We start from the raw sequence: 20,617 nt of genomic DNA on the forward strand, positions 1-20,617 counted from the left end.
GAAAATAAACATGGATATGGCATTGAAAGGATTGAAAGTTCTCGATTTTTCTACACTTTTGCCCGGACCTTTTGCAACAATGTACTTAGCAGACCTAGGTGCAGAAGTGATCCACATCGAGTCTCCAACCCGACCTGATCTGATCCGTTTAATGCCACCTTATGCCAATGGACAGGCCACTGCACATAGTTATCTCAACCGAAATAAGCATGCTGTCGCTCTTGATTTGAAAGATCCTGCCAATATTGAACTGATCAAATCGAAAATTTCAGACTATGACATTGTAATTGAACAATTCCGTCCAGGTGTGATGCAAAGATTGGGACTCGACTATCAGATCTTATCTGAAATTAATCCGCGCTTGATCTATTGTTCCATTACGGGTTATGGGCAAACAGGGGGGTATCAAAATAAAGCAGGACACGATATCAACTATGTAGCTTTGTCAGGGATCGCGGGACATAGCGGACGACAGCACAGTGGGCCACCACCAATGGGGATTCAAATTGCGGATATTGCAGGCGGCTCTTTACATAGCGTGATTGGAATTTTAGCCGCAGTAATTGAAAGACAGCGGAGTGGTTTGGGGCAGTATATTGATATTTCTATGACCGACTGTGTGGTGGGGCTCAGTAGCATGGCCGCAGCTGCGAGCTTAGCAGGGCAGGAAAAACAAGGACCCGAGCAAAGCTATCTCAATGGTGCGACTTTTTATGACTATTATGAAACGCAAGATGGGCGTTATTTATCGATTGGGAGTTTAGAGCCACAGTTTTTATATGGGTTGGCACAAATTTTAGAATTGCCGATTGTGGCTGAAAAAGGAGCTTCATTGGCAACCGAAGACCGTCAGGTGGTGAAACAAGCAATAAAAGACAAAATTAAAACCCAAGATTTTGCCACGTGGAACGCAATTTTTCAGCAGCAAGATGTCTGCGTTGAGCCTGTATTAAAGTTGGATGAAGCACTCGATTCGCAGTTAGCAAAAGATCGTGCATGGGTGGTTTCTGTACCTTTACAAGAGGGGAGTACAAAAAGCGAACAACAATTAGCTTGTCCAATTAAGTTTTCACGTTCAAAAATAAGATATGAATTTATAGGCAAACCGCTCGGTTTTGATTCTTTATAAATATCATATAGCGATAATTTGAATAGATTTAAAACAAAAAAACGTCATAAAATGGGTTTTTATACAAATAAAGCGTATCATATCGATTAGTTGTAATTTTGTAAGAAAGGTCACCAATTATGAATAAATGTAAAAGAAGTTGGTGTTTTAACCTCAGTCTCTTAGCGCTCAGTTGCTGCTTTCAAAGTGTGTATGCTGCAAATGCCTTTGAGGCAGAAAGCCCTTGGATGCTGGGTGACTGGAATGGTCAGCGCAGCGCATTGCAGCAAAAAGGCTACGACTTTAGCTTTGGTTATACGGGTGAAATGGCAACGTTGCTCGATGCCTCGCATTCTTCAAGTCATGGTACCGAATATGCAGACCAGTTTGCATTTGGTACGCACTTCGATTTAGACAAGATTTTGGGTTGGCAGGATACTGAGGCTCAAATCACCATTACCGAACGCAATGGGCGTTCACTTTCTCAAACATCCGATGCTTTAGATGGACATTTAAGTTCCACTCAAGAAGTGTGGGGACGTGGACAGACGTGGCGTTTAACGGATTTGTGGATTAAGAAAAAGTTCATGGATCAAAAGTTAGACATCAAAGTTGGTCGTTTTGGTGAAGGTGAAGACTTCAACAGTTTCGACTGTGATTTCCAAAACCTTGCGCTCTGTGGCTCTCAAGTTGGTAACTGGGTCGGTGATCAGTGGTACAACTGGCCTGTCAGCCAGTGGGCTGCGCGAGTCAAATATAACCTTCGGCCAGACCTGTATGCACAAGTCGGGGTGTATGAATATAACCCTGAAAACTTAGAACGTGGCAAAGGCTGGAACTTAAGTACCGATGGTTCGCAGGGGGCCATTATTCCTGCTGAAGTGGTGTGGCAACCTGCTGTAGGTGTAAATAAGTTACCTGGCGAATATCGTGCGGGTTATTACTACAGTTCGGCAGATGCCGCAGACATTCAAAACCCACAGCAAACCTCACATAAACAAGGCGGCTGGGTCGTTGCCAAGCAGCAACTCACAGCACATCACGGTGATGCCGCGCGCGGTTTAACAGGCTTTGTGAATCTCACACTACATGATTCAGATACCAATACGGTTCGCGACATGCAGAATATTGGTTTGGTCTATAAAGGCGCTTTTGATGCTCGCCCTCAAGATGAAATCGCGATTGGCTTAGCCCGTATTAATATCAATGATGATGTCAATGACGCGAATATTGTCAATAACAGCGTCGACGCCCGTGGCCTACAAAGTGAAGAATATGATGCCGAGATTTACTACGGTATTCATGCAGCTAATTGGTTAACCATTCGTCCCAATATCCAATATATCCGCCATGTAGGCGCGTATAAAAATGGTGAAAATGCATGGGTCGGCGGAATTAAATTCCAGACCGCATTTTAGTTTCTAGATCGATAAGTATTTGTCCAGCAAGGTTGATAAATACTTTTAACGGTTGTTCAAAGCATAAAACTGTTCGAAATAAGTCGTTTGGACAGATACTTAAAATCTAAAAACTGTCTAGGTGCTCATATCGATATTAAAACGATATGAGCTTTTAACAGAATCTAAGAAAAAGGTGGTCAATATGAGTACTCCGTCTTCAGGTTCAGGGCTTAAAACTTTTACAGCTGTGATTGCTGTAATCTTTGGTTTAGTCCTGCTGATAGGAGGGATTTATCTTGCAGTGCTTGGTGGGTCTTGGTACTACATCATTGCAGGTTTACTCTTCATCGCGACTGCAGTTCTACTGCAAAAATTAAAAAGTACGGCATTAATCGTTTATGCGTTGTTGGTCTTGGGTACAGTGGTTTGGGGCTTATGGGAAGTGGGTTCAGACTTCTTTGCCTTGGCACCACGTTTAGATATCCTTGGTTTATTTGGCTTGTGGCTACTCATTCCAGCGGTCACACGTGGCTTTGACAACGCTAAAAGTGCAAAACTGGTTTTAACAGGTTCACTGGCAATTACTATTGCAGTGATGATTTATGCTGTATTTAATGACCCTCAAGAAATTCGAGGTGAACTGAGCAGTAAGCAACCTGCAACCGCGCAGTCCATTCCGGGTGTTGCTGATGGCGACTGGCCTGCATATGGCCGTACTCAATCTGGCTTGCGCTATTCTCCTTTAACGCAAATTAATTCTGAGAATGTTAAGGATTTAAAAGTCGCTTGGACCTATAACACAGGCGACTTTAAAACAGAAAATGACTCTGGTGAAACCACCAATCAGGTCACCCCAATTAAAGTTGGGGACAATATGTATATCTGTACCACGCACCAAAAACTGGTTGCACTTGACCCAGCTACAGGTAAGGCGAAATGGACTTTTGATCCGAAACTCAAAGCGGACAATACTTTCCAACATTTAACCTGTCGTGGCGTGTCTTATTATGATGCGAACAATACGGCTGGTTTTGAAACCAGTTTGGCTTCAAAAAAATCAACATCGACTGAATGTCCAAAAAAAGTGATTTTACCTGTCAATGATGGCCGTTTGGTTGCTATCAATGCTGATACTGGTGAGCGTTGTACTGACTTTGGTAAAAATGGTGAAGTTGACTTACAAAAAGATATGCCGTTCCCTTATCCGGGTGGTTATATCCCAACTTCTCCACCTGTGGTCACAGGCACGACGATTATTATTGCGGGTTCAACCACAGATAACTATTCAACTGAAGAACCTTCAGGTGTGATTCGTGGTTATGATGTGAATACCGGCGCATTGTTGTGGGTCTTTGACACAGGTGCAGAAGATCCGAACGCGATTCCAGCTCCAGGTCAAAAGTATGTTCAAAACTCACCGAATGCATGGGCACCATTAGCCTATGATGCAGCCTTGGATATGGTTTACATTCCAACGGGTGTGGGTACGCCAGATATTTGGGGCGGTAACCGTACTGAGTTGCATGAGCGTTATGCTAACTCAATGCTGGCACTGAATGCTTCAACAGGTAAGTTGGTGTGGAACTTCCAAACCACGCATCATGATTTGTGGGATATGGATGTACCATCACAGCCGACATTGACGGATATTAAAGATAAGTCAGGCAAAATGGTTCCTGCCATTTACGTATTAACGAAAACAGGTAATGCCTTTGTTCTAGACCGTCGTACTGGTGCAGCCATTGTTCCAATTACGGAAAAACCTGTACCACAAACAGTGAAACGTGGGCCGCAAACCAAAGGTGAGCGTTACTCTGCGACACAACCTTTCTCAGACTTTGACCTTGCGCCAAAAGAGAAATTGACGGATAAGCAAATGTGGGGCGCAACCATGTTTGACCAGTTGATGTGCCGTGTGTCTTTCCACAAACTGAATTATGACGGTATTTATACCCCACCTTCAGAAAATGGAACTTTGGTTTTCCCAGGCAACTTGGGTGTATTTGAATGGGGCGGTATGTCCGTTAACCCTGATCGTCAAATTGCGGTGATGAACCCAATCGGTTTACCGTTTGTGTCTAAGCTTATTCCAGCCGATCCAAACCGTCCGAAAACAGCCAAAGGTGCAGGCACCGAAGCGGGTGTACAACCGATGTATGGCGTGCCTTACGGTGTAGAGATCAGTGCGTTCTTGTCTCCATTTGGTTTGCCATGTAAACAACCTGCTTGGGGCTTTGTGGCGGGTGTGGATTTAAATACTCATGAAGTTGCATGGAAACGTCGTATTGGTACGATCCGTGACAGCTTACCGGGAATTCAATTACCACCATTTAAAATGGGGGTGCCTATGCTTGGTGGTTCAATCTCAACTGCGGGTAATGTGATGTTTGTCGGTGGTACGCAGGATAATTATATCCGTGCCATCAACGTGACCAATGGTGATGAACTTTGGAAAGGTCGTCTACCAGCGGGCGGTCAAGCAACACCAATGACCTATGAAGCCAATGGCAAACAGTATGTGGTCATTATGGCGGGTGGTCATGGTTCATTTGGTACCAAGATGGGAGATGCTTTGGTGGCATATGCCTTACCCGATGCAAAATAATCTTTTGTAGTCATTTAAACTTTCAAATAGCCTGATTCGTCAGGCTATTTTTATGTCCAATTGGCTTAAAAGGGCAAAGTAACGACGAGAAAAGAATAGAAAAATTGAGATCTGCCCAGATAAGCCAAGTTTAAAATTTATGCGGTAGCAATGGATGGGTTTGTGTGTATGTGATCGGCTGAACGGAGTTAGCTGAATAATGTATAAGTATCTAATAAAAAATACTTTAATCAGAAAAAACCTTTAGGATTAGGGACAAACAGTACATCTACTTATCCTTATCAATAAAACAGCTATGAAATATGTAAAAAACGCATTTTGTTGATAGTTTAAATCTCGTTATGCTGTCAGCCGTTATAATGAAACTACTAGCTGTACGCCATGTATTTATATACTGATTTCGATCAGCAACTGATCAATGAACGTGTTGCACAGTTCCGTGACCAAACGGAACGTTATTTAGCTGGAAAACTCACTGAAGATGAGTACCGCCCATTACGTCTTCAAAACGGCCTCTATGTACAACGCTATGCGCCAATGTTACGTATTGCTGTGCCTTATGGCTTAATGAACTCAACGCAATTGCGCAAAGTTGCAGAACTTGCAACTGAGTTTGACCGTGGTTATGCACACGTTTCAACGCGTCAGAATATTCAGTTTAACTGGCCTGCGCTAGAAAATGTTCCAGACATGCTTCAAGAGCTAGCTTCTGTACAAATGCATGCAATCCAAACTTCGGGTAACTGTATTCGTAACACCACCACAGACCAATATGCAGGTGTAGTTGCTGGTGAAGTGGCTGACCCACGTCCAACGTGTGAATTGATCCGTCAATGGTCAACCTTCCACCCAGAGTTTGCCTTCTTGCCACGTAAGTTCAAGATTGCTGTATCAGCACTTGAAGAAACCGATCGTGCAGCGACCTCATTCCATGATATTGGGGTGTATATCGTTAAAAATGCAGCAGGTGAGATCGGCTATAAAATTAAAGTCGGTGGCGGCTTAGGTCGTACTCCTGTGATTGGTAGTTTCATTCGTGACTTCTTGCCACGTGAAGACCTGATTGCTTACTTAGAAGCCGTACTGCGTGTTTATAACTTACATGGTCGCCGTGATAACAAATACAAAGCACGTATTAAGATTTTGGTGAAAGCGTTGACGCCTCAAGTTTTTGCTGAAAAAGTCGAAGCTGAGTTTGCGCACACCATTAAAACTTTAAAAATTCAGCCTGAAATTTTGCAGAAATTAGACGAAGAATTTATACCGTTTGATTATCAAGATTATGCAGATGAAGATTTTTCTGAACAGTTTGCTGCGCATCCAAAATTCAAACAGTGGTTCAATATCAACACCAATGCTCACAAAGTGAAGGGCTACCGTATTGTAACGATTTCGTTGAAACGTACGGGTATTGCACCGGGTGACGTGACCACTGAAGAGATGAATTTGATTGCAGACCTTGCAGACAAATACACCTTTGGTGAATTGCGGACCACGCATGAGCAAAATATTTCTTTGGTAGATGTGCCTCAGAAAGATTTGTTTGAACTGTGGACTATTCTTGAGAAGAACAATCTAGCGCGTGCGCACATTGGTTTCTTAACCGACATTATTTGCTGCCCGGGCGGTGACTTCTGTTCACTGGCAAATGCGAAATCGATTCCTATTTCAGAAGCGATTTCACGCCGTTTTGATGACTTAGATACCATTTATAACCTTGGCAAACTGGATCTGAATATTTCAGGTTGTATGAATGCATGTGGTCATCACCATGTGGGCAACATTGGTATTTTAGGTGTAGACAAAAAAGGCGCTGAATTCTACCAAATCACTTTGGGTGGTAATGCCGATCATGATGCTTCAATTGGTGACATTTTAGGTCCTTCATTTGCAGCTGAAGTTGTGCCAGACATTGTTGAAGAAATTTTAAATACTTATCTTGACCTTCGTGCTGAGGGTGAAGAATTCATCGACACTTATCGCCGTGTAGGCATTCAACCCTTTAAGGAGCGTGCATATGCTTAATCTAGCACTACAAGTCCTCTCTAAAGATGGCTCGATTGCAGACAATACTTATCAAGTGATTGGTGAAGAGGGTGTTTTACCGCAAGGTGATGTGGTTTTAACGGTTGAGCAGTTAGATCAATTGGCTCAAGTTTCAGGTAAAAAAGCACTCCTTGTTACAGTCGATGCTTCTCCTGAAACGCATGAGTTCCCTTTAGATCAGCTAGATGCCATCTTTATTGATTTTGCGGGCTTTAACGATGGTCGTGGCTATTCATTTGCAGCGCTATTACGCCGTCAAGGTTTCCAAGGCGAACTACGCGCAACGGGTGATGTGTTTAAAGATGTCTTGAACTACATGAAACGTTCAGGCTTTGATACCTTTGTTGTTAAAGAAGGTAAAGACATTCTTGAAGCTGCTGCGGGTTTAAATGATTTTAGAAATCCATATCAAGCATCAACAGCCGTTGCACAAGCCAGTTATCAAACGGGCGCTTAAATTTTCAAGTGAATAAAAAGCTGGACTTTGGTCCAGCTTTTTTGTATTTATACGCAGCATTTTTGATGAACAAATTGAAGAAAAAGAAGCAGGTAAAATGGACATGATGGCACTTTTTGCAAAAATTAATCCCGGTGTCATTTGGTTACTTATTGCTATTGCTACAGATGTGCTTTCGACTTTTTATTCCGCAAAAGGTAATGGCTTGGTCAATAAATTGGATCAAAGTATTGCACTGGTGCTTTACATGATTTCTTTTGCGTGTGCCGCCTATGCCTTAAAATTTATGCAAGCGGGAATTTTATATGTGCTGTGGTCTGGCATTGGTGTCATTGCCACAGCACTTCTTGCTAAAGCATTTTTAGGGCAGAACATCGATTTGGCTGGATGGCTCGGTATCGGTTTTATTACCTTGGGGCTCACTATTATTGCGCAATTCTCAAATATTGATGTTTAAAAAGAAGATGCATTTTATCCTTCTTCTAATTGGCAATTCACCATCCACTTCACTCCAAATTGATCGGTAAATGCACCATAGAGTGCGCCCCAAAATGTTTTCTCTAGAGGCATCTCTATTTTTCCATTGGCTGAAAGTGCATCAAATAAGCGTTTTGCATCGGCTTGTTCATGGGCATCTAAGTTAATGGAAATATAGTGGTTGTTGCCTACAGTAAAAACAGTATTGGTTTGGGCACAAAACTGATCATTGGTATCCGAAGCCATCAGAATCGTGCTGGCATTGATGGGAAGCGAAACATGCATGATTTTTTGTTGGTCAGCGTCGGAAAGGGTAACTGAACTTTCATCTGAAGGTAAGTCTCCATAACGCATGAACGTTGCAAACTCTCCACCAAAGACAGACTTGTAAAAATTAAAAGCGGCTTCAGTTTGACCATCAAAGTTGAGGTAGTGATTCAGTTGCATTGTCTTATCCTTGTTGTTTTTTTCGTCGTTATTTTAACAAGTCGTTAAGATCGACCCTAATACAATCTTGTAATAAAAAATCCCTCGCAGTCGAGGGATTTTCATAAATGTCGCTTTTATATCAGCTAATCAGCCAGTCTTTCATTGTATAAAATATGTCAATAAAAGAAAGTTGCTTGAATCTTAAAGTAATTCAATCGCTACAGCAGTTGCTTCACCACCACCGATGCAGAGTGCTGCAATCCCTTTTTTACCACCTGTGCGTTTAAGCGCATGAATCAAAGTCAGGATAATACGTGAACCGGTTGAACCGACAGGGTGACCCAATGCGCAAGCTCCACCATTGATGTTTACTTTTGCAGGATCAAGTTTGAAGTCATCGATTGGACACATGGTCACCATCGCAAAAGCTTCATTGATTTCCCAAAGATCTACGTCTTGTGCATTCCAACCTGTTTTCTTAAGCACTTTTTCAATTGCACCGACTGGTGCAATGGTGAACTCTGATGGATGCTGTGAATTCGATGCATAAGCCACAATTTTCGCTAATGGTGCTAAACCTTTGTTTGATGCATTTTCTGCTGACGTTAAAACTAGTGCGGATGCACCATCCGAGATTGAGCTTGCATTTGCTGCAGTGATGGTGCCATCTTTAGCAAAGGCAGGGCGAAGGCTTGGAATTTTTGCAATATTGGCATTGAACGGTTGTTCATCTTTATCAACGACAACATCACCTTTGCGAGATGAAACTGTCACAGGCACGATTTCATCGGCAAAGTAACTTTCGTTGACCGCTGTTTGTGCACGCTCTAAAGAGCGAATCGCGAAGGCATCCATTTGCTCACGCGTATAGCCACGAGTATTGGCCATATCTTGTGCGAAAGAACCCATCAATCGACCTGTTTCAGCATCTTCTAAACCGTCAAGGAACATGTGGTCTTTAACATCACCATGCCCCATACGGTAGCCTGCACGCGCTTTGGTTAAAATATAAGGAGCATTGGTCATCGACTCCATGCCACCTGCAACCACGATATTTGCCGAACCTGCTTTGATCATATCCGCAGCTTGCATTACTGCTTTCATGCCAGAACCACAGAGTTTATTGATGGTCACGGCCCCTGTTGAATCAGGTAAGCCTGCTTGGCGCATAGCTTGACGTGCTGGGCCTTGCTTTAAACCCGCAGGTAGAACACAGCCCATGATTACTTCTTCTACATCGTTTGCGTGTAGGCCAGCACGAGCAATCGCTTCTTTAATTGTCACTGCACCGAGTTCTGGAGCGGTTACACTGGCTAAACTGCCTTGAAAACCGCCCATTGCCGTACGAGCACCATTCACAATTACGATGTCTGTCATTTTTTTCTCCGAATCACTTATACGTTTTGTTGGAAACTTAAGCAGTATATGCAAATTTACTCGAGAGAAAAGCTGAAAACGTGATTATGGACTCATGGGTCTAGTTACAGGCATCGAGGGGTTCAGTCCGGGTCTGCCCCATTTTGCTCATGACTAATTTAAAGTGATCCTGACTTTGCATAGAGCAATAATAGAAAGTTCCATTTGAGCCAAGGGGGAGGCCATTTTCAGCTTTAAAGCTTAAAGATGGAAGACTGAGTGTGCCACGCCAATCAAGATTGCCATACTTGAGCTGCTGTTGTTCTGTCCGAATAATCGTTTCACTGGTATCTACTCGTCGGTTTTTATTATTATCGATAAATACAATAAAGCCCATGTTCCACTGATGATTTTGGCATTGAACGAGGTCTTGACTTGGGCAAATCGTGATATTTTGTCGTTGTAAGTTGGCCATGTTTTTGGCTGCATGAATATTATTTCTTAGTGTATTCAGTGTCTTGGTTCGCTCTTGTGCTGCCATATACTGATGAAAATGAGGAAGAGCTACTGTACAAATGATCAGAATAATGCTAATAGTGATCATAAGTTCAAATAAAGTGAACCCTTTTTTATTGATAAAAAACATATGGTTATCCAGTTTTATTGTTATGGCGCTATTTTTTTATTTATTAAAGCTTTGTTTATCAAACAAATTTTATACATAATTAGTAGTACTCAACTTGTTTAAAAAGCTGTTAAAATGTAAGACAAGTGAAAATAAGCTATTCGCAAGTAAAAATTGAGTAAAAAATTACCGAATTACAACGGAAATTGTAAGTAATTTTGTCAATAATTTACTTGATTAAAGTTATCAAGCACTTGGAAAAAAAATAAAGTGTTTGTATGATTCATTGCGAATAGCTTAAAAATAAAACTGGGGTATAAAAAAGCCTATCTCAGAATGGTTAAATAAGCTTAAGCTTGAAAAACAATTGTTATCTCTGGAGGATAAATCCATGAAAATGAGTCGTATTGCATTAGCAATGCTCGTAGCTGCTCCTTTAGCTGCTGCAAACGCGGGCGTAACTGTTACTCCATTAATGCTTGGTTACACTTTCCAAGACAGTAAACACAACAATGGTGGTGATCATTTAACAAATGGTCCTGAGCTACAAGACGATTTATTCGTTGGTGCAGCACTTGGCGTTGAATTGACTCCTTGGTTAGGTTTTGAAGCTGAATATAACCAAGTTAAGGGTGATATTGATTCGGCTGTTGCTAACTCAGAATACAAACAAACTCAAATCAACGGTAACTTCTACGCTACTTCTGATTTGATTACTAAAAACTACGACAGCAAAATTAAGCCATACGTACTATTAGGTGCTGGTCATTACAAATATGACTTAGGTGATATTGGTCTTAAAGATGACGAAGGCACTCTAGGTAATGCTGGTTTCGGTGCTTTCTGGCGCTTGAACGATGCTTTATCTCTACGTACTGAAGCTCGTGCTACTTACAACATCGATGAAGATTTCTGGAACTACACAGCGCTTGCTGGTCTTAACGTAGTTCTTGGTGGTCACTTGAAACCGGCTGCTCCAGTAGTAGAAGTTGCGCCAGTTGAGCCAGTTGCTCCAGTTGAACCACAAGAGTTAACTGAAGACCTTAACATGGAACTTCGTGTGTTCTTTGATACAAACAAATCAAACATCAAAGACCAATACAAGCCAGAAATCGCTAAAGTTGCTGAGAAGTTAGTTGAATATCCAAACGCTACTGCTCGCATCGAAGGTCACACAGACAACACTGGTCCACGTGCATTGAACGAACGTTTATCTTTAGCTCGTGCTAACTCTGTTAAATCGTCTCTAGTAAACGAATACAACGTTGATCCAGCTCGTTTGTCTACTCAAGGTTTCGCTTGGGACCAACCGATTGCTGACAACAACACTAAAGAAGGCCGTGCTATGAACCGTCGTGTATTCGCGACAATTTCTGGCAGCCGTACAGTTCAAGCTCAATAATCTGAGTTTTAACTAAAAAACGACTCTTCGGAGTCGTTTTTTTATGCCGTTAGATAATGAAATTTATGTTAACTCGTGTTGATGAAAATAAGGTTGAACCAGTGCAAAAACCGTTGAGACTTACGGTGTTCATGGTTATTACATATAGGATATTGTTAGAAGTATTTAATTTTAGAAGATAAATCTAAGAAGAATGAACAGGGGATTTCTATTTGCTCATGCTTCACAGCATCGATAATAGCTTTAGAATGAATGGGTATTTCTAGTTGTCTAGCTCTGTAAGGCTTTTTTGCCAAAGAAATATTATTTATAGTTTGATATTTAGTGTCTATAAGTTGATAGAGGTCGGGACTCAATAAGCTGTCTTATTAAGATTTACATTAGTTATTAATTCGTTATATTTGGGTAAAAAAATAAATAATGAAATGGAGATAATAAAAAACAGCCCGAAGGCTGTTTTTTATTATGAAAGAATTTTATTCGCGATCAGGATTCATTGGACTGACATCCATTTCTTGGTAAGAAACCAGTTTGGTTTTGTATTTCCATTTATAGCCTAGCCAAATCGCCAAGAATAAGAAAATACCAATATAGGTCGATAAAACAGAGAGCCATTCGCCATCAAGTACCGCTTGGTAGTTTTGACCTAAAACAACAATGGCGCACAGGATAAAGGCAAACCAAGGGGCAAAGGGGAAGAATTTTGCACGATAAGCTAAGTCTTCAACCTTATGCCCTTGGGCAACATATCCTTTACGGAAACGATAGTGTGAAACAGCAATCCCTAACCAAACAATAAAGCCACACATACCCGACATGTTGAGCAGCCAATTAAAGACCTGTTCTTCGCCAATGAAAGTAGTTAAGAAGCAAAGTGCAGCAATTGCAGTTGTCGCATAAAGTGCATTCATGGGTACGCCGCGTGGGTCTAATTTGGCAAACAGTTTAGGTGCACTGCCATTTTGGGCCATATTGAACAGCATACGCGTCGATGAATACATCCCTGAATTACCTGCCGATAGAATCGCGGTTAAAATCACGGCATTCATAACACTGGCAGCAAAGGCAAAACCAGCTTTTTCATAGAGTAAGGTAAATGGAGAGAGTGCAATATTCTCCGATGAAGCCGCTTGTAACAAAAGTGGATCATCATATGAAATGAGTGTACCGATAATGAAAATACACACCACATAAAACAGTAGGATGCGCCAAAAAATCTGTTTGATGGCAATCGGGATCGTCTTTTGTGGATCCTTCGATTCACCTGCAGCAACACCGACCATTTCGGTACCTTGGAACGAGAACCCTGCAATCATAGCGACACCAATCAGTGCAGATAAGCCACCAACGAAGGGTGCTTCACCTTTGGTCCAGTTGGCAAAAGTTGCGACACCAGGCGTCATCATGATTTTACCAATCATGAAAATACCAATGATGATAAACACAATGATGGCAAGGACTTTAACCAAGGAGAAGAAGAACTCACTTTCACCAAAGCCTTTGACTGTCAGTGCATTGATCCCAAATACAACAGCTAAGAAGAGAGCACTCCAGTAGAAACCGGGCAGGTCGGGAAACCAGAATTTCATAATGAATTGGACTGCAACCAATTCAAATGCAACCGTAATGGCCCAGTTATACCAATAGTTCCAGCCAAGGGCGAAACCAAAACCACCTTCAACATACTTGGTGCCATAGGTGAAAAATGCACCGGATGTTGGGTTATGTGTTGCCAACTCACCCAGGCTGGTCATGAGAAAGTAAATCATCACACCAATTAAGCAGTAGGCCAATAACGCCCCGCCAGGGCCAGCATTCGCAATGGTTGCACCTGAGGCAAGGAATAAACCTGTACCAATTGAACCACCAATGGCGATCATATTCAGATGGCGAGCTCCAAGCTTCCGCTTGAGTTGAGCTGGTTGAGTCATTTCGCTCATCATTGTTCCTTAAGATTTCTTTTGTGTGCTGGCAAACAGCACTTTAAAGCCTTGTTGATCGGCTTTGGTTGTACATTGGCCAAAACTTTGCTCAATGAGTAATGGATAATTCAGAAAGCGGTTGGCAACAATCCACAACTCGCCATCCGATTTAAGATGGCGACGGGATGTTTTGCATAAATTTTCGCTGGCATTGTAATCTGTATGAATGCCTTGATGGAATGGGGGGTTACTGACGATTGCGTGTAAAAACAGAGGAGCATCCTCAATTCCGTGTACCGCTTTAATCTCAAGTTGTTCTGGTAAAAGGTTATTTTTCTCAAAAGTCATTTTTGTTGAAGCTAATGCAAAGGCATCGACATCGAGTGCAAAAATGCGATTTTTCGGATTTAACTTGGCTAAATAAGCACTGATCACGCCTGCACCACAGCCAAAGTCTGCAATTTTTCCAGAAGTGACCTGTGAAAGATGAGGCAATAACACGGCTGTACCCACGTCCAGACGATTTTGACTAAATACACCCGGTAATGCGCAAATCTGTAATTCACCTTTCGGGGTTGGTACAGTGTAGTGTTGTGCCCAATCGGCCAAAGGTTTTGCCGTTACGGTTTTTTCGGTGACCAGTTGCCACATTTGACAATGTCGAGCACTGTCTAATTTGAGGGTTTTACCAAAAGGTTGTAGCTGTTTAGACGCGCGTTCTACACCACCTTTCTTTTCACCAACTAAAAAGATCGATGCGCCTACGGCCAAACGACTGACCAGTTGGTGTAGCACATAGTTAAGTAGTTCTTTTGATTTTGGAACAAAAACAATGGCTTGATCAAAAGCGGCATCAGGCAAATCTGTACCAAAATGCACATCACTTTGTTGGTTTTGGAAATATTGTAATTCGTTAAAATTCCATGTCCAAAAATGTGGTTCTACAGTACCAATTAGCTGTGTGTTTAATTCGTCACACGGTGCATTGACCAGTAAAACTGAACCAGAGAGAAATTCTTGCTGGCGAAGAACAACTTCACTTCGTGGATCCATTTTATATACTCCATTGTAAAAACGATGCCCAGACAGTGCTGGGCAAAGTGCATACTGAAATGAACAATTATTTCTTCGTTTCAGGAAGAATAATATTTAATAACAAGGCTGCAATACCACCTGTCGCAACACCTGAGCTAAAGATATTACGGAATAATTCTGGTAAATGTTCCAAAATTTGTGGAACTTGTGCAACACCTAAACCGAGTGCCAATGAAATGGCAATAATCAGTAGTGCGCGGCGGTCAAGATGAATACCTGACAGAATGTTAATTCCAGAAGCTGCTACAGCACCGAACATCACCATTACAGCGCCGCCTAAAACAGCTTGAGGTACCGCCTGAATCACACCTGCAACAGCAGGGAGTAAACCCAAAATCACCAATAACGCAGCAATCCAGATGCCGACATAACGGCTCGCAACGCCAGTAAGCTGAATCACGCCATTATTTTGTGCAAAGACCGAACTAGGAAAGGTATTGAAAATACCAGCAAGGAAAGAGTTTGCACCATTCACCAAGACACCGCCTTTAATACGCTCCATCCATGTTGCACCATCGACAGGTTGGTTAGAGAGTTTAGAGGTTGCTGTAATATCACCAATTGCTTCTAAAGACGTCACTAAATAGATGAAGGCCATTGGAATAAACAAGCTCCAAGAGAAGCTTAGTCCAAAATGCATTGGCGTCGGAACTTGTACTAAAGGCGCATCTTTTAAACCTGAAAAATCCAGATGCCCCATAAAGCCTGCAAGAGTGTACCCTGCAATTAAGGCAATTAAGATAGCAGAACTTTTTACCCATGTAATACGGATGCGATTCAGCAAGATAATTAAGCCTAAAACCGTACACGACATGATTAGGTTGTCTGCATTGGCAAAGGTATTGTTTGACATGGCTTGATAGCCACCACCCATGCTGATCAGACCTTCTTTAATGAGGGTCAAACCAATCAATAACACCACAATGCCTGTTACCAATGGGGTAATTAACATTTTCACCCAAGGCAGAATACGTGACACGCCCATTTCAATAAATGAACCTGCGATTACCACACCAAAAATTGCAGCCATGACGGATTCTACTGGAGTACCTGCAGCAACCATGGCAGAGCCGATTCCAATAATCGGGCCGATAAAGTTAAAACTGGTGCCCTGAACAATTAATAAGCCTGCACCAAAAGGTCCAACTTTTTTACATTGTAAGAAGGTTGCAATCCCTGAAATGACCAAAGACATGGATAAAATCATGTTGGTGTCCTCTTTCGACACACCAAGCGCTAGACAGATGAGTAAGCCCGGAGTAACAATTGGGACAATAATTGCAAGGAGATGTTGAAAGGCAGCAAGAAAAGCAATGATTGGGCGAGGGCGGTCGTTTAAACCATAGACCAAATCGAGTTGATCTGTTTGATTGGGAGAGAGATTTTGATCAGACATATGTCAAAGGGTGTTAGCAAGGTGGCGCTATTCTAATCGCTTTACACAGCTTTACAAAATTAATTACACACCACTTATCAAAAAAAATGAGTCTGTCAATAAACTGTCACTACTAAATTCTATTATTTTTCTGTATAATTTGCCCTCAAACTTTAGGCGTATCGAATTTACATGTCAGATATCAAAACTCTCCGCAACATTGCCATCATTGCGCACGTTGACCACGGTAAAACCACTCTAGTAGACAAACTTTTACAGCAATCAGGTGCACTTGGCGATCGTGCAGGCGAGATTGAGCGTGTCATGGATTCAGGCGCGATTGAAAGTGAACGTGGTATTACCATTCTTGCAAAAAACACTGCAATCAAATGGTTAGATGCACGTACCAATACAGAATACCGTATTAACATCGTCGACACCCCAGGACACGCGGACTTCGGTGGTGAAGTTGAACGTGTAATGTCGATGGTTGACTGTGTACTTCTACTTGTTGACTCTCAAGAAGGCCCAATGCCACAAACTCGTTTCGTAACGCAAAAAGCGTTCGCACGTGGTTTGAAGCCAATCGTAATTATCAACAAAGTCGACAAGCCAAGCGCGCGTCCAGATTGGGTTATTGATCAAGTGTTTGATTTGTTTGATAACTTAGGTGGTTCTGACGAGCAGTTAGACTTCCCAGTTGTTTACGCTTCAGGTCTTCGTGGTGTTGCTGGTCCATCTCCAGAAGAACTTGCTGAAGATATGACTCCATTGTTCCAAACCATCGTAGACATTGTTGAGCCACCAGCAGTTGATGTTGATGGTCCATTCCAAATGCAGATTTCTTCACTTGACTATAACAGCTTCGTAGGTGTTATCGGTGTTGGTCGTATTCAACGTGGTTCTGTAAAATTAAACACACCAGTAACTGTGATTGATAAAGACGGTAAGACACGTAACGGTCGTATCTTAAAAATCATGGGTTACCATGGTTTAGAGCGTGTTGATGTTGAATCTGCTCAAGCAGGCGATATCGTGTGTATCACAGGTATTGATGAACTTCATATTTCTGACACCATTTGTGATCCGAAAAATGTTGAAGCTTTACCAGCATTGTCTGTAGATGAACCTACAGTAACCATGACTTTCCAAGTAAACAACTCTCCGTTTGCTGGTAAAGAAGGTAAATTTGTTACTTCACGTAATATCCGTGAACGTTTAGACCGCGAATTAATTCACAACGTTGCGCTTCGTGTTGAAGATACTGATAGTCCTGATAGCTTTAAAGTATCAGGTCGTGGTGAACTTCACCTTTCAGTTCTTATTGAAAACATGCGTCGTGAAGGCTTCGAGATGGGCGTATCTCGCCCACAAGTAATCTTGAAAGAAGTTGATGGCGAAAAGCAAGAGCCATACGAAAACGTAACATTTGACGTTGAAGAACAGCACCAAGGTTCTGTAATGGAACAAATGGGTCATCGTAAAGGCGAAATGACGAATATGGAAGTTGACGGTAAAGGCCGTATCCGTATTGAAGCAACTGTTCCTTCACGTGGCTTAATTGGTTTCCGTTCTGAATTCTTGACCATGACTTCTGGTACAGGAATCATGACTTCAAGCTTCTCACACTACGGTCCAATGAAACAAGGTACTGTTGCGAAACGTCAAAACGGTGTGTTGATTTCTATGGTTCAAGGTACTTGCCTTGGCTATGCATTGTTCACATTGCAAGACCGTGGTCGTCTATTTGCTAAACCTCAGTTAGAAGTTTACGAAGGTATGATCATTGGTATTAACTCTCGTTCAGATGACATGACAGTTAACCCAACTAAAGCAAAACAGTTAACAAACGTACGTGCTTCTGGTACTGATGATGCGTTGACTCTTGTTCCTGCTGTTGAATATACGCTTGAACAAGCGCTTGAATTCATTGAAGATGATGAATTAGTTGAAGTGACACCTAAGTCAATCCGTATCCGTAAACGCTGGTTGACTGAAAATGAACGTAAACGTAACCGTTCTGGTAAATAAGTTTTAAAATGATGTTGCCTCATGCGGGGCAGCGACATTTAAAAATGCCATCAATTAATTGATGGCATTTTTTGTTTAAAATTAGCAAACCAATATATAAAAGCAGATGATTTCCGAGTAAATTACGTGGAAATGAAGCTATAAAATTAATGTATACTTCGTCACATAAATTAAAGTCAAAAAATAACTGGAGATTTAGATGAGTATTGTTCAAGAGTTTCGCGAATTTGCGGTAAAAGGTAACATGGTTGATTTGGCTGTCGGTGTGATCATCGGTGGAGCATTTGGTAAAATTGTCGATTCCTTGGTGAAAGACATCATTATGCCGTTGATCACGGTGGTGACTGGTGGTGGTGTAGACTTCACACAGAAATTCTTTGTTTTGGGGGATAACCCAAATAATTTACAGTCTTTAGATGAGTTGACCAAAGCTGGGGTGAACGTCCTGACTTATGGTAACTTCCTTACGATTTTAATTAATTTCATCATTTTGGCATGGGTGGTGTTCTTAATGGTGAAAATGATCAATCGTATGCGCCGTAAACAAGAAGAAGCAGCGCCAGCACCAGCAGCAACGCCAGAAGATATTGAGTTGCTACGTGAAATTCGTGATGAATTGAAAAAACGTCAGTAATTGAATAGGTAAAAATAAAACGGCACATTATGTGCCGTTTTTTATGTCTGTGTCTTATCCAAAGACTGGTTTTTATACAGTTTTGGTTTTATGATGCGCGCTGATTGAATAGCGGTGGTGATGCCAAATGAACCAATTATTTGTCTATGGGACACTTCGTCCAAATCATGAAAATTCCCATCTTTTAGAGCGCATAGGTGGAACATGGCAAAAAGGCTATGTGCATGGCGTGGTGCATCTTTTGGATTGGGGACCCGACAAAGGCTTATTCGCCATCGTCTTAGACCCACAAGCAGCAGCGGTTGAAGGATATTTTTTTATTAGTGAAAAATTGGCCGAACATTGGGATGCGTTGGATGAATTTGAAGGGATACAGTATCGACGGGTGAGGGTACAAGGGACGCTGGAATCTGGCGAACGCGTTGATGCTTGGACATATGAGATGAAAGAGGCTTAATCAAATACAGCGTTCGTGATGTGCTTAGACGTAAACACATCACACACCACATAGCCTTTTAAAAATCCATACGGAATTTAATTTCTAGTAAATGAAAACCAAATTGGCTTTTGATGGGGCCATGTAGTACTTTTTCAGCTGCACTAAAGACCAATTTATCAATCACAGGCACCAGTTGGCCTTTTTTGACTTCACCCAGTTCACCACCGCGCTTAGCTGAATTACAGGTGGAATATTGCTTGGCAATTTTGGCGAAATCGGCGCCATCGTGGATTTTCTTTTTCAGTTGTTCAGCGAGGTCTTTGTCTTTGACCAAAATATGACGAACAATGGCAGTTTTCATTTGGTTTTTCCTCGAGCTGTGGTTTTGGGCTTAGGTTGCACTTTTTTCAGCGGTTGGCATTCGGGACAAAATACAGAAGCACGCTGTCCTAGTTTGATGTTTTCAAGTGTGGTTTCGCAGTTCACACACATTTCACCTGCTCGACCATAAGCCAATAAGGTTTGTTGAAAGTAACCATTTTCACCCATTGCGTTGGAATAGTCCCGCAGGGTAGAACCACCTAAATCGATGGCCTGCTGCAAAATACGTTTAATCTCGACCACCAATTTTTCAATTTGGCTGGGTGTTAAACTAGACGCCACTTGCGCAGGGTGTATGCCCAAATTAAACAAACTCTCTGTGGCATAGATATTTCCGACACCAACCACCACGTGATTATCCATGATTGCAACTTTTGTGCCGACCTGTTTGTTTTTTAACTTTTGACTTAAATATTCAGCGTTAAAATCAGCACTCAGTGGTTCAGGCCCAAGCGTATCGATTAACTTGGTTTGCGAATATTTATCCAACCATAAAATACAGCCGAAGCGGCGCGGATCATGGTAGCGTAGCTCGACATCTTCAAAACGAATAATCAAATGATCGTGTTTACGCAGCGTTTCACCCACTTCACAAATACGGAAACTCCCTGACATGCCCAAATGCCAAAGCATCGTGTCTTGTTCAAAAATGGCCAAAATGTATTTAGAGCGGCGTTTGAGTTGAATTAAACGCTGTCCCACCAGTTTGTTGAGATCGGCGGGAATTGGCCAACGTAGGCTCGACTGGCGAACTTCAACACTGAGCACTTGTTGATCTAATAACGGCGCTAAACTGGCTTTGGTGGTTTCAACTTCAGGTAATTCTGGCATGGCA

General features: G+C 41.9%; 18 protein-coding genes. 10 read left to right on the plus strand and 8 right to left on the minus strand.

The window, feature by feature from the left end:
- Positions 1 to 10 precede the first annotated feature (10 nt).
- The 6 genes from PTT44_RS02230 to PTT44_RS02255 all read left to right on the plus strand — a co-directional run bounded on the left by PTT44_RS02230 (position 11) and on the right by PTT44_RS02255 (position 8,073).
- Positions 11 to 1,129, plus strand: coding sequence for a CaiB/BaiF CoA transferase family protein (locus PTT44_RS02230; protein ID WP_168158272.1), 1,119 nt, complete (start codon positions 11 to 13; stop codon positions 1,127 to 1,129).
- A 119-nt stretch (positions 1,130 to 1,248) separates the two neighbouring features.
- Entirely contained in the window at positions 1,249 to 2,526 is a 1,278-nt protein-coding gene (locus PTT44_RS02235) for a carbohydrate porin (RefSeq protein WP_168158271.1), read from the plus strand.
- 184 nt (positions 2,527 to 2,710) lie between these two features.
- Complete coding sequence (locus PTT44_RS02240) at positions 2,711 to 5,113, plus strand: glucose/quinate/shikimate family membrane-bound PQQ-dependent dehydrogenase (protein WP_168158270.1); 2,403 nt, start codon at positions 2,711 to 2,713, stop codon at positions 5,111 to 5,113.
- A 381-nt stretch (positions 5,114 to 5,494) separates the two neighbouring features.
- Positions 5,495 to 7,138, plus strand: a complete 1,644-nt coding sequence (locus PTT44_RS02245) for a nitrite/sulfite reductase (protein WP_078389031.1) — start codon at positions 5,495 to 5,497, stop codon at positions 7,136 to 7,138.
- The gene (locus PTT44_RS02250) at positions 7,131 to 7,616 is read left to right on the plus strand and encodes a DUF934 domain-containing protein (protein ID WP_168158269.1); all 486 of its coding nucleotides are present in this window, start codon (positions 7,131 to 7,133) and stop codon (positions 7,614 to 7,616) included. The genes PTT44_RS02245 and PTT44_RS02250 overlap by 8 nt, the downstream gene beginning before the upstream one ends.
- Positions 7,617 to 7,719: 103 nt before the next feature.
- Entirely contained in the window at positions 7,720 to 8,073 is a 354-nt protein-coding gene (locus tag PTT44_RS02255) for a DMT family transporter (RefSeq protein ID WP_168158268.1), read from the plus strand.
- Between the two features lie 14 nt (positions 8,074 to 8,087).
- Here the strand turns inward: PTT44_RS02255 and PTT44_RS02260 are convergent, their stop codons facing one another.
- The 3 genes from PTT44_RS02260 to PTT44_RS02270 form a co-directional block, all read right to left on the minus strand.
- Complete coding sequence (locus PTT44_RS02260; protein WP_062034137.1) at positions 8,088 to 8,540, minus strand: VOC family protein; 453 nt, start codon at positions 8,538 to 8,540, stop codon at positions 8,088 to 8,090.
- Positions 8,541 to 8,723: 183 nt separating this feature from the next.
- Entirely contained in the window at positions 8,724 to 9,899 is a 1,176-nt protein-coding gene (locus tag PTT44_RS02265) for a thiolase family protein (RefSeq protein WP_168158267.1), read from the minus strand.
- 100 nt (positions 9,900 to 9,999) lie between these two features.
- Complete coding sequence (locus tag PTT44_RS02270; RefSeq protein WP_168158266.1) at positions 10,000 to 10,524, minus strand: GspH/FimT family pseudopilin; 525 nt, start codon at positions 10,522 to 10,524, stop codon at positions 10,000 to 10,002.
- A gap of 370 nt (positions 10,525 to 10,894) precedes the next feature.
- Here PTT44_RS02270 and omp38 point away from each other — a divergent pair, with 370 nt between their 5' ends.
- Positions 10,895 to 11,905 (plus strand): outer membrane protein Omp38, encoded by a 1,011-nt coding sequence (omp38, locus tag PTT44_RS02275; protein WP_004983121.1) that lies wholly within the window; start codon positions 10,895 to 10,897, stop codon positions 11,903 to 11,905.
- A gap of 476 nt (positions 11,906 to 12,381) precedes the next feature.
- Here omp38 and PTT44_RS02280 read toward each other — a convergent pair whose 3' ends face one another.
- The 3 genes from PTT44_RS02280 to PTT44_RS02290 form a co-directional block, all read right to left on the minus strand.
- On the minus strand, positions 12,382 to 13,845 hold the full coding sequence (locus PTT44_RS02280; RefSeq protein WP_010327438.1) for an amino acid permease: 1,464 nt from the start codon (positions 13,843 to 13,845) through the stop codon (positions 12,382 to 12,384).
- Positions 13,846 to 13,854: 9 nt separating this feature from the next.
- Positions 13,855 to 14,880, minus strand: coding sequence for a class I SAM-dependent methyltransferase (locus PTT44_RS02285; protein ID WP_168158265.1), 1,026 nt, complete (start codon positions 14,878 to 14,880; stop codon positions 13,855 to 13,857).
- Positions 14,881 to 14,947: 67 nt separating this feature from the next.
- Entirely contained in the window at positions 14,948 to 16,318 is a 1,371-nt protein-coding gene (locus PTT44_RS02290) for a uracil-xanthine permease family protein (protein WP_004695168.1), read from the minus strand.
- A 171-nt stretch (positions 16,319 to 16,489) separates the two neighbouring features.
- Between PTT44_RS02290 and typA the strand changes: the two genes are divergently transcribed.
- The 3 genes from typA to PTT44_RS02305 all read left to right on the plus strand — a co-directional run bounded on the left by typA (position 16,490) and on the right by PTT44_RS02305 (position 19,419).
- On the plus strand, positions 16,490 to 18,328 hold the full coding sequence (gene typA, locus PTT44_RS02295; RefSeq protein ID WP_087528277.1) for a translational GTPase TypA: 1,839 nt from the start codon (positions 16,490 to 16,492) through the stop codon (positions 18,326 to 18,328).
- Positions 18,329 to 18,527: 199 nt separating this feature from the next.
- On the plus strand, positions 18,528 to 18,962 hold the full coding sequence (gene mscL / locus PTT44_RS02300) for a large conductance mechanosensitive channel protein MscL (protein ID WP_168158264.1): 435 nt from the start codon (positions 18,528 to 18,530) through the stop codon (positions 18,960 to 18,962).
- Between the two features lie 127 nt (positions 18,963 to 19,089).
- Entirely contained in the window at positions 19,090 to 19,419 is a 330-nt protein-coding gene (locus PTT44_RS02305) for a gamma-glutamylcyclotransferase family protein (RefSeq protein ID WP_168158263.1), read from the plus strand.
- A gap of 58 nt (positions 19,420 to 19,477) precedes the next feature.
- On the opposite strand, the gene PTT44_RS02310 is transcribed toward PTT44_RS02305, so the two are convergent.
- Together PTT44_RS02310 and mutM are read right to left on the minus strand one after the other, a co-directional pair.
- Positions 19,478 to 19,762, minus strand: coding sequence for a peptidylprolyl isomerase (locus tag PTT44_RS02310; protein ID WP_004695176.1), 285 nt, complete (start codon positions 19,760 to 19,762; stop codon positions 19,478 to 19,480).
- The gene (mutM, locus tag PTT44_RS02315) at positions 19,759 to 20,613 is read right to left on the minus strand and encodes a bifunctional DNA-formamidopyrimidine glycosylase/DNA-(apurinic or apyrimidinic site) lyase (protein ID WP_168158262.1); all 855 of its coding nucleotides are present in this window, start codon (positions 20,611 to 20,613) and stop codon (positions 19,759 to 19,761) included. The genes PTT44_RS02310 and mutM overlap by 4 nt, the downstream gene beginning before the upstream one ends.
- Positions 20,614 to 20,617 lie beyond the last annotated feature (4 nt).

It is taken from the genome of Acinetobacter sp. Gutcm_16 (assembly GCF_028649355.1).
GTDB lineage: Bacteria > Pseudomonadota > Gammaproteobacteria > Pseudomonadales > Moraxellaceae > Acinetobacter > Acinetobacter johnsonii.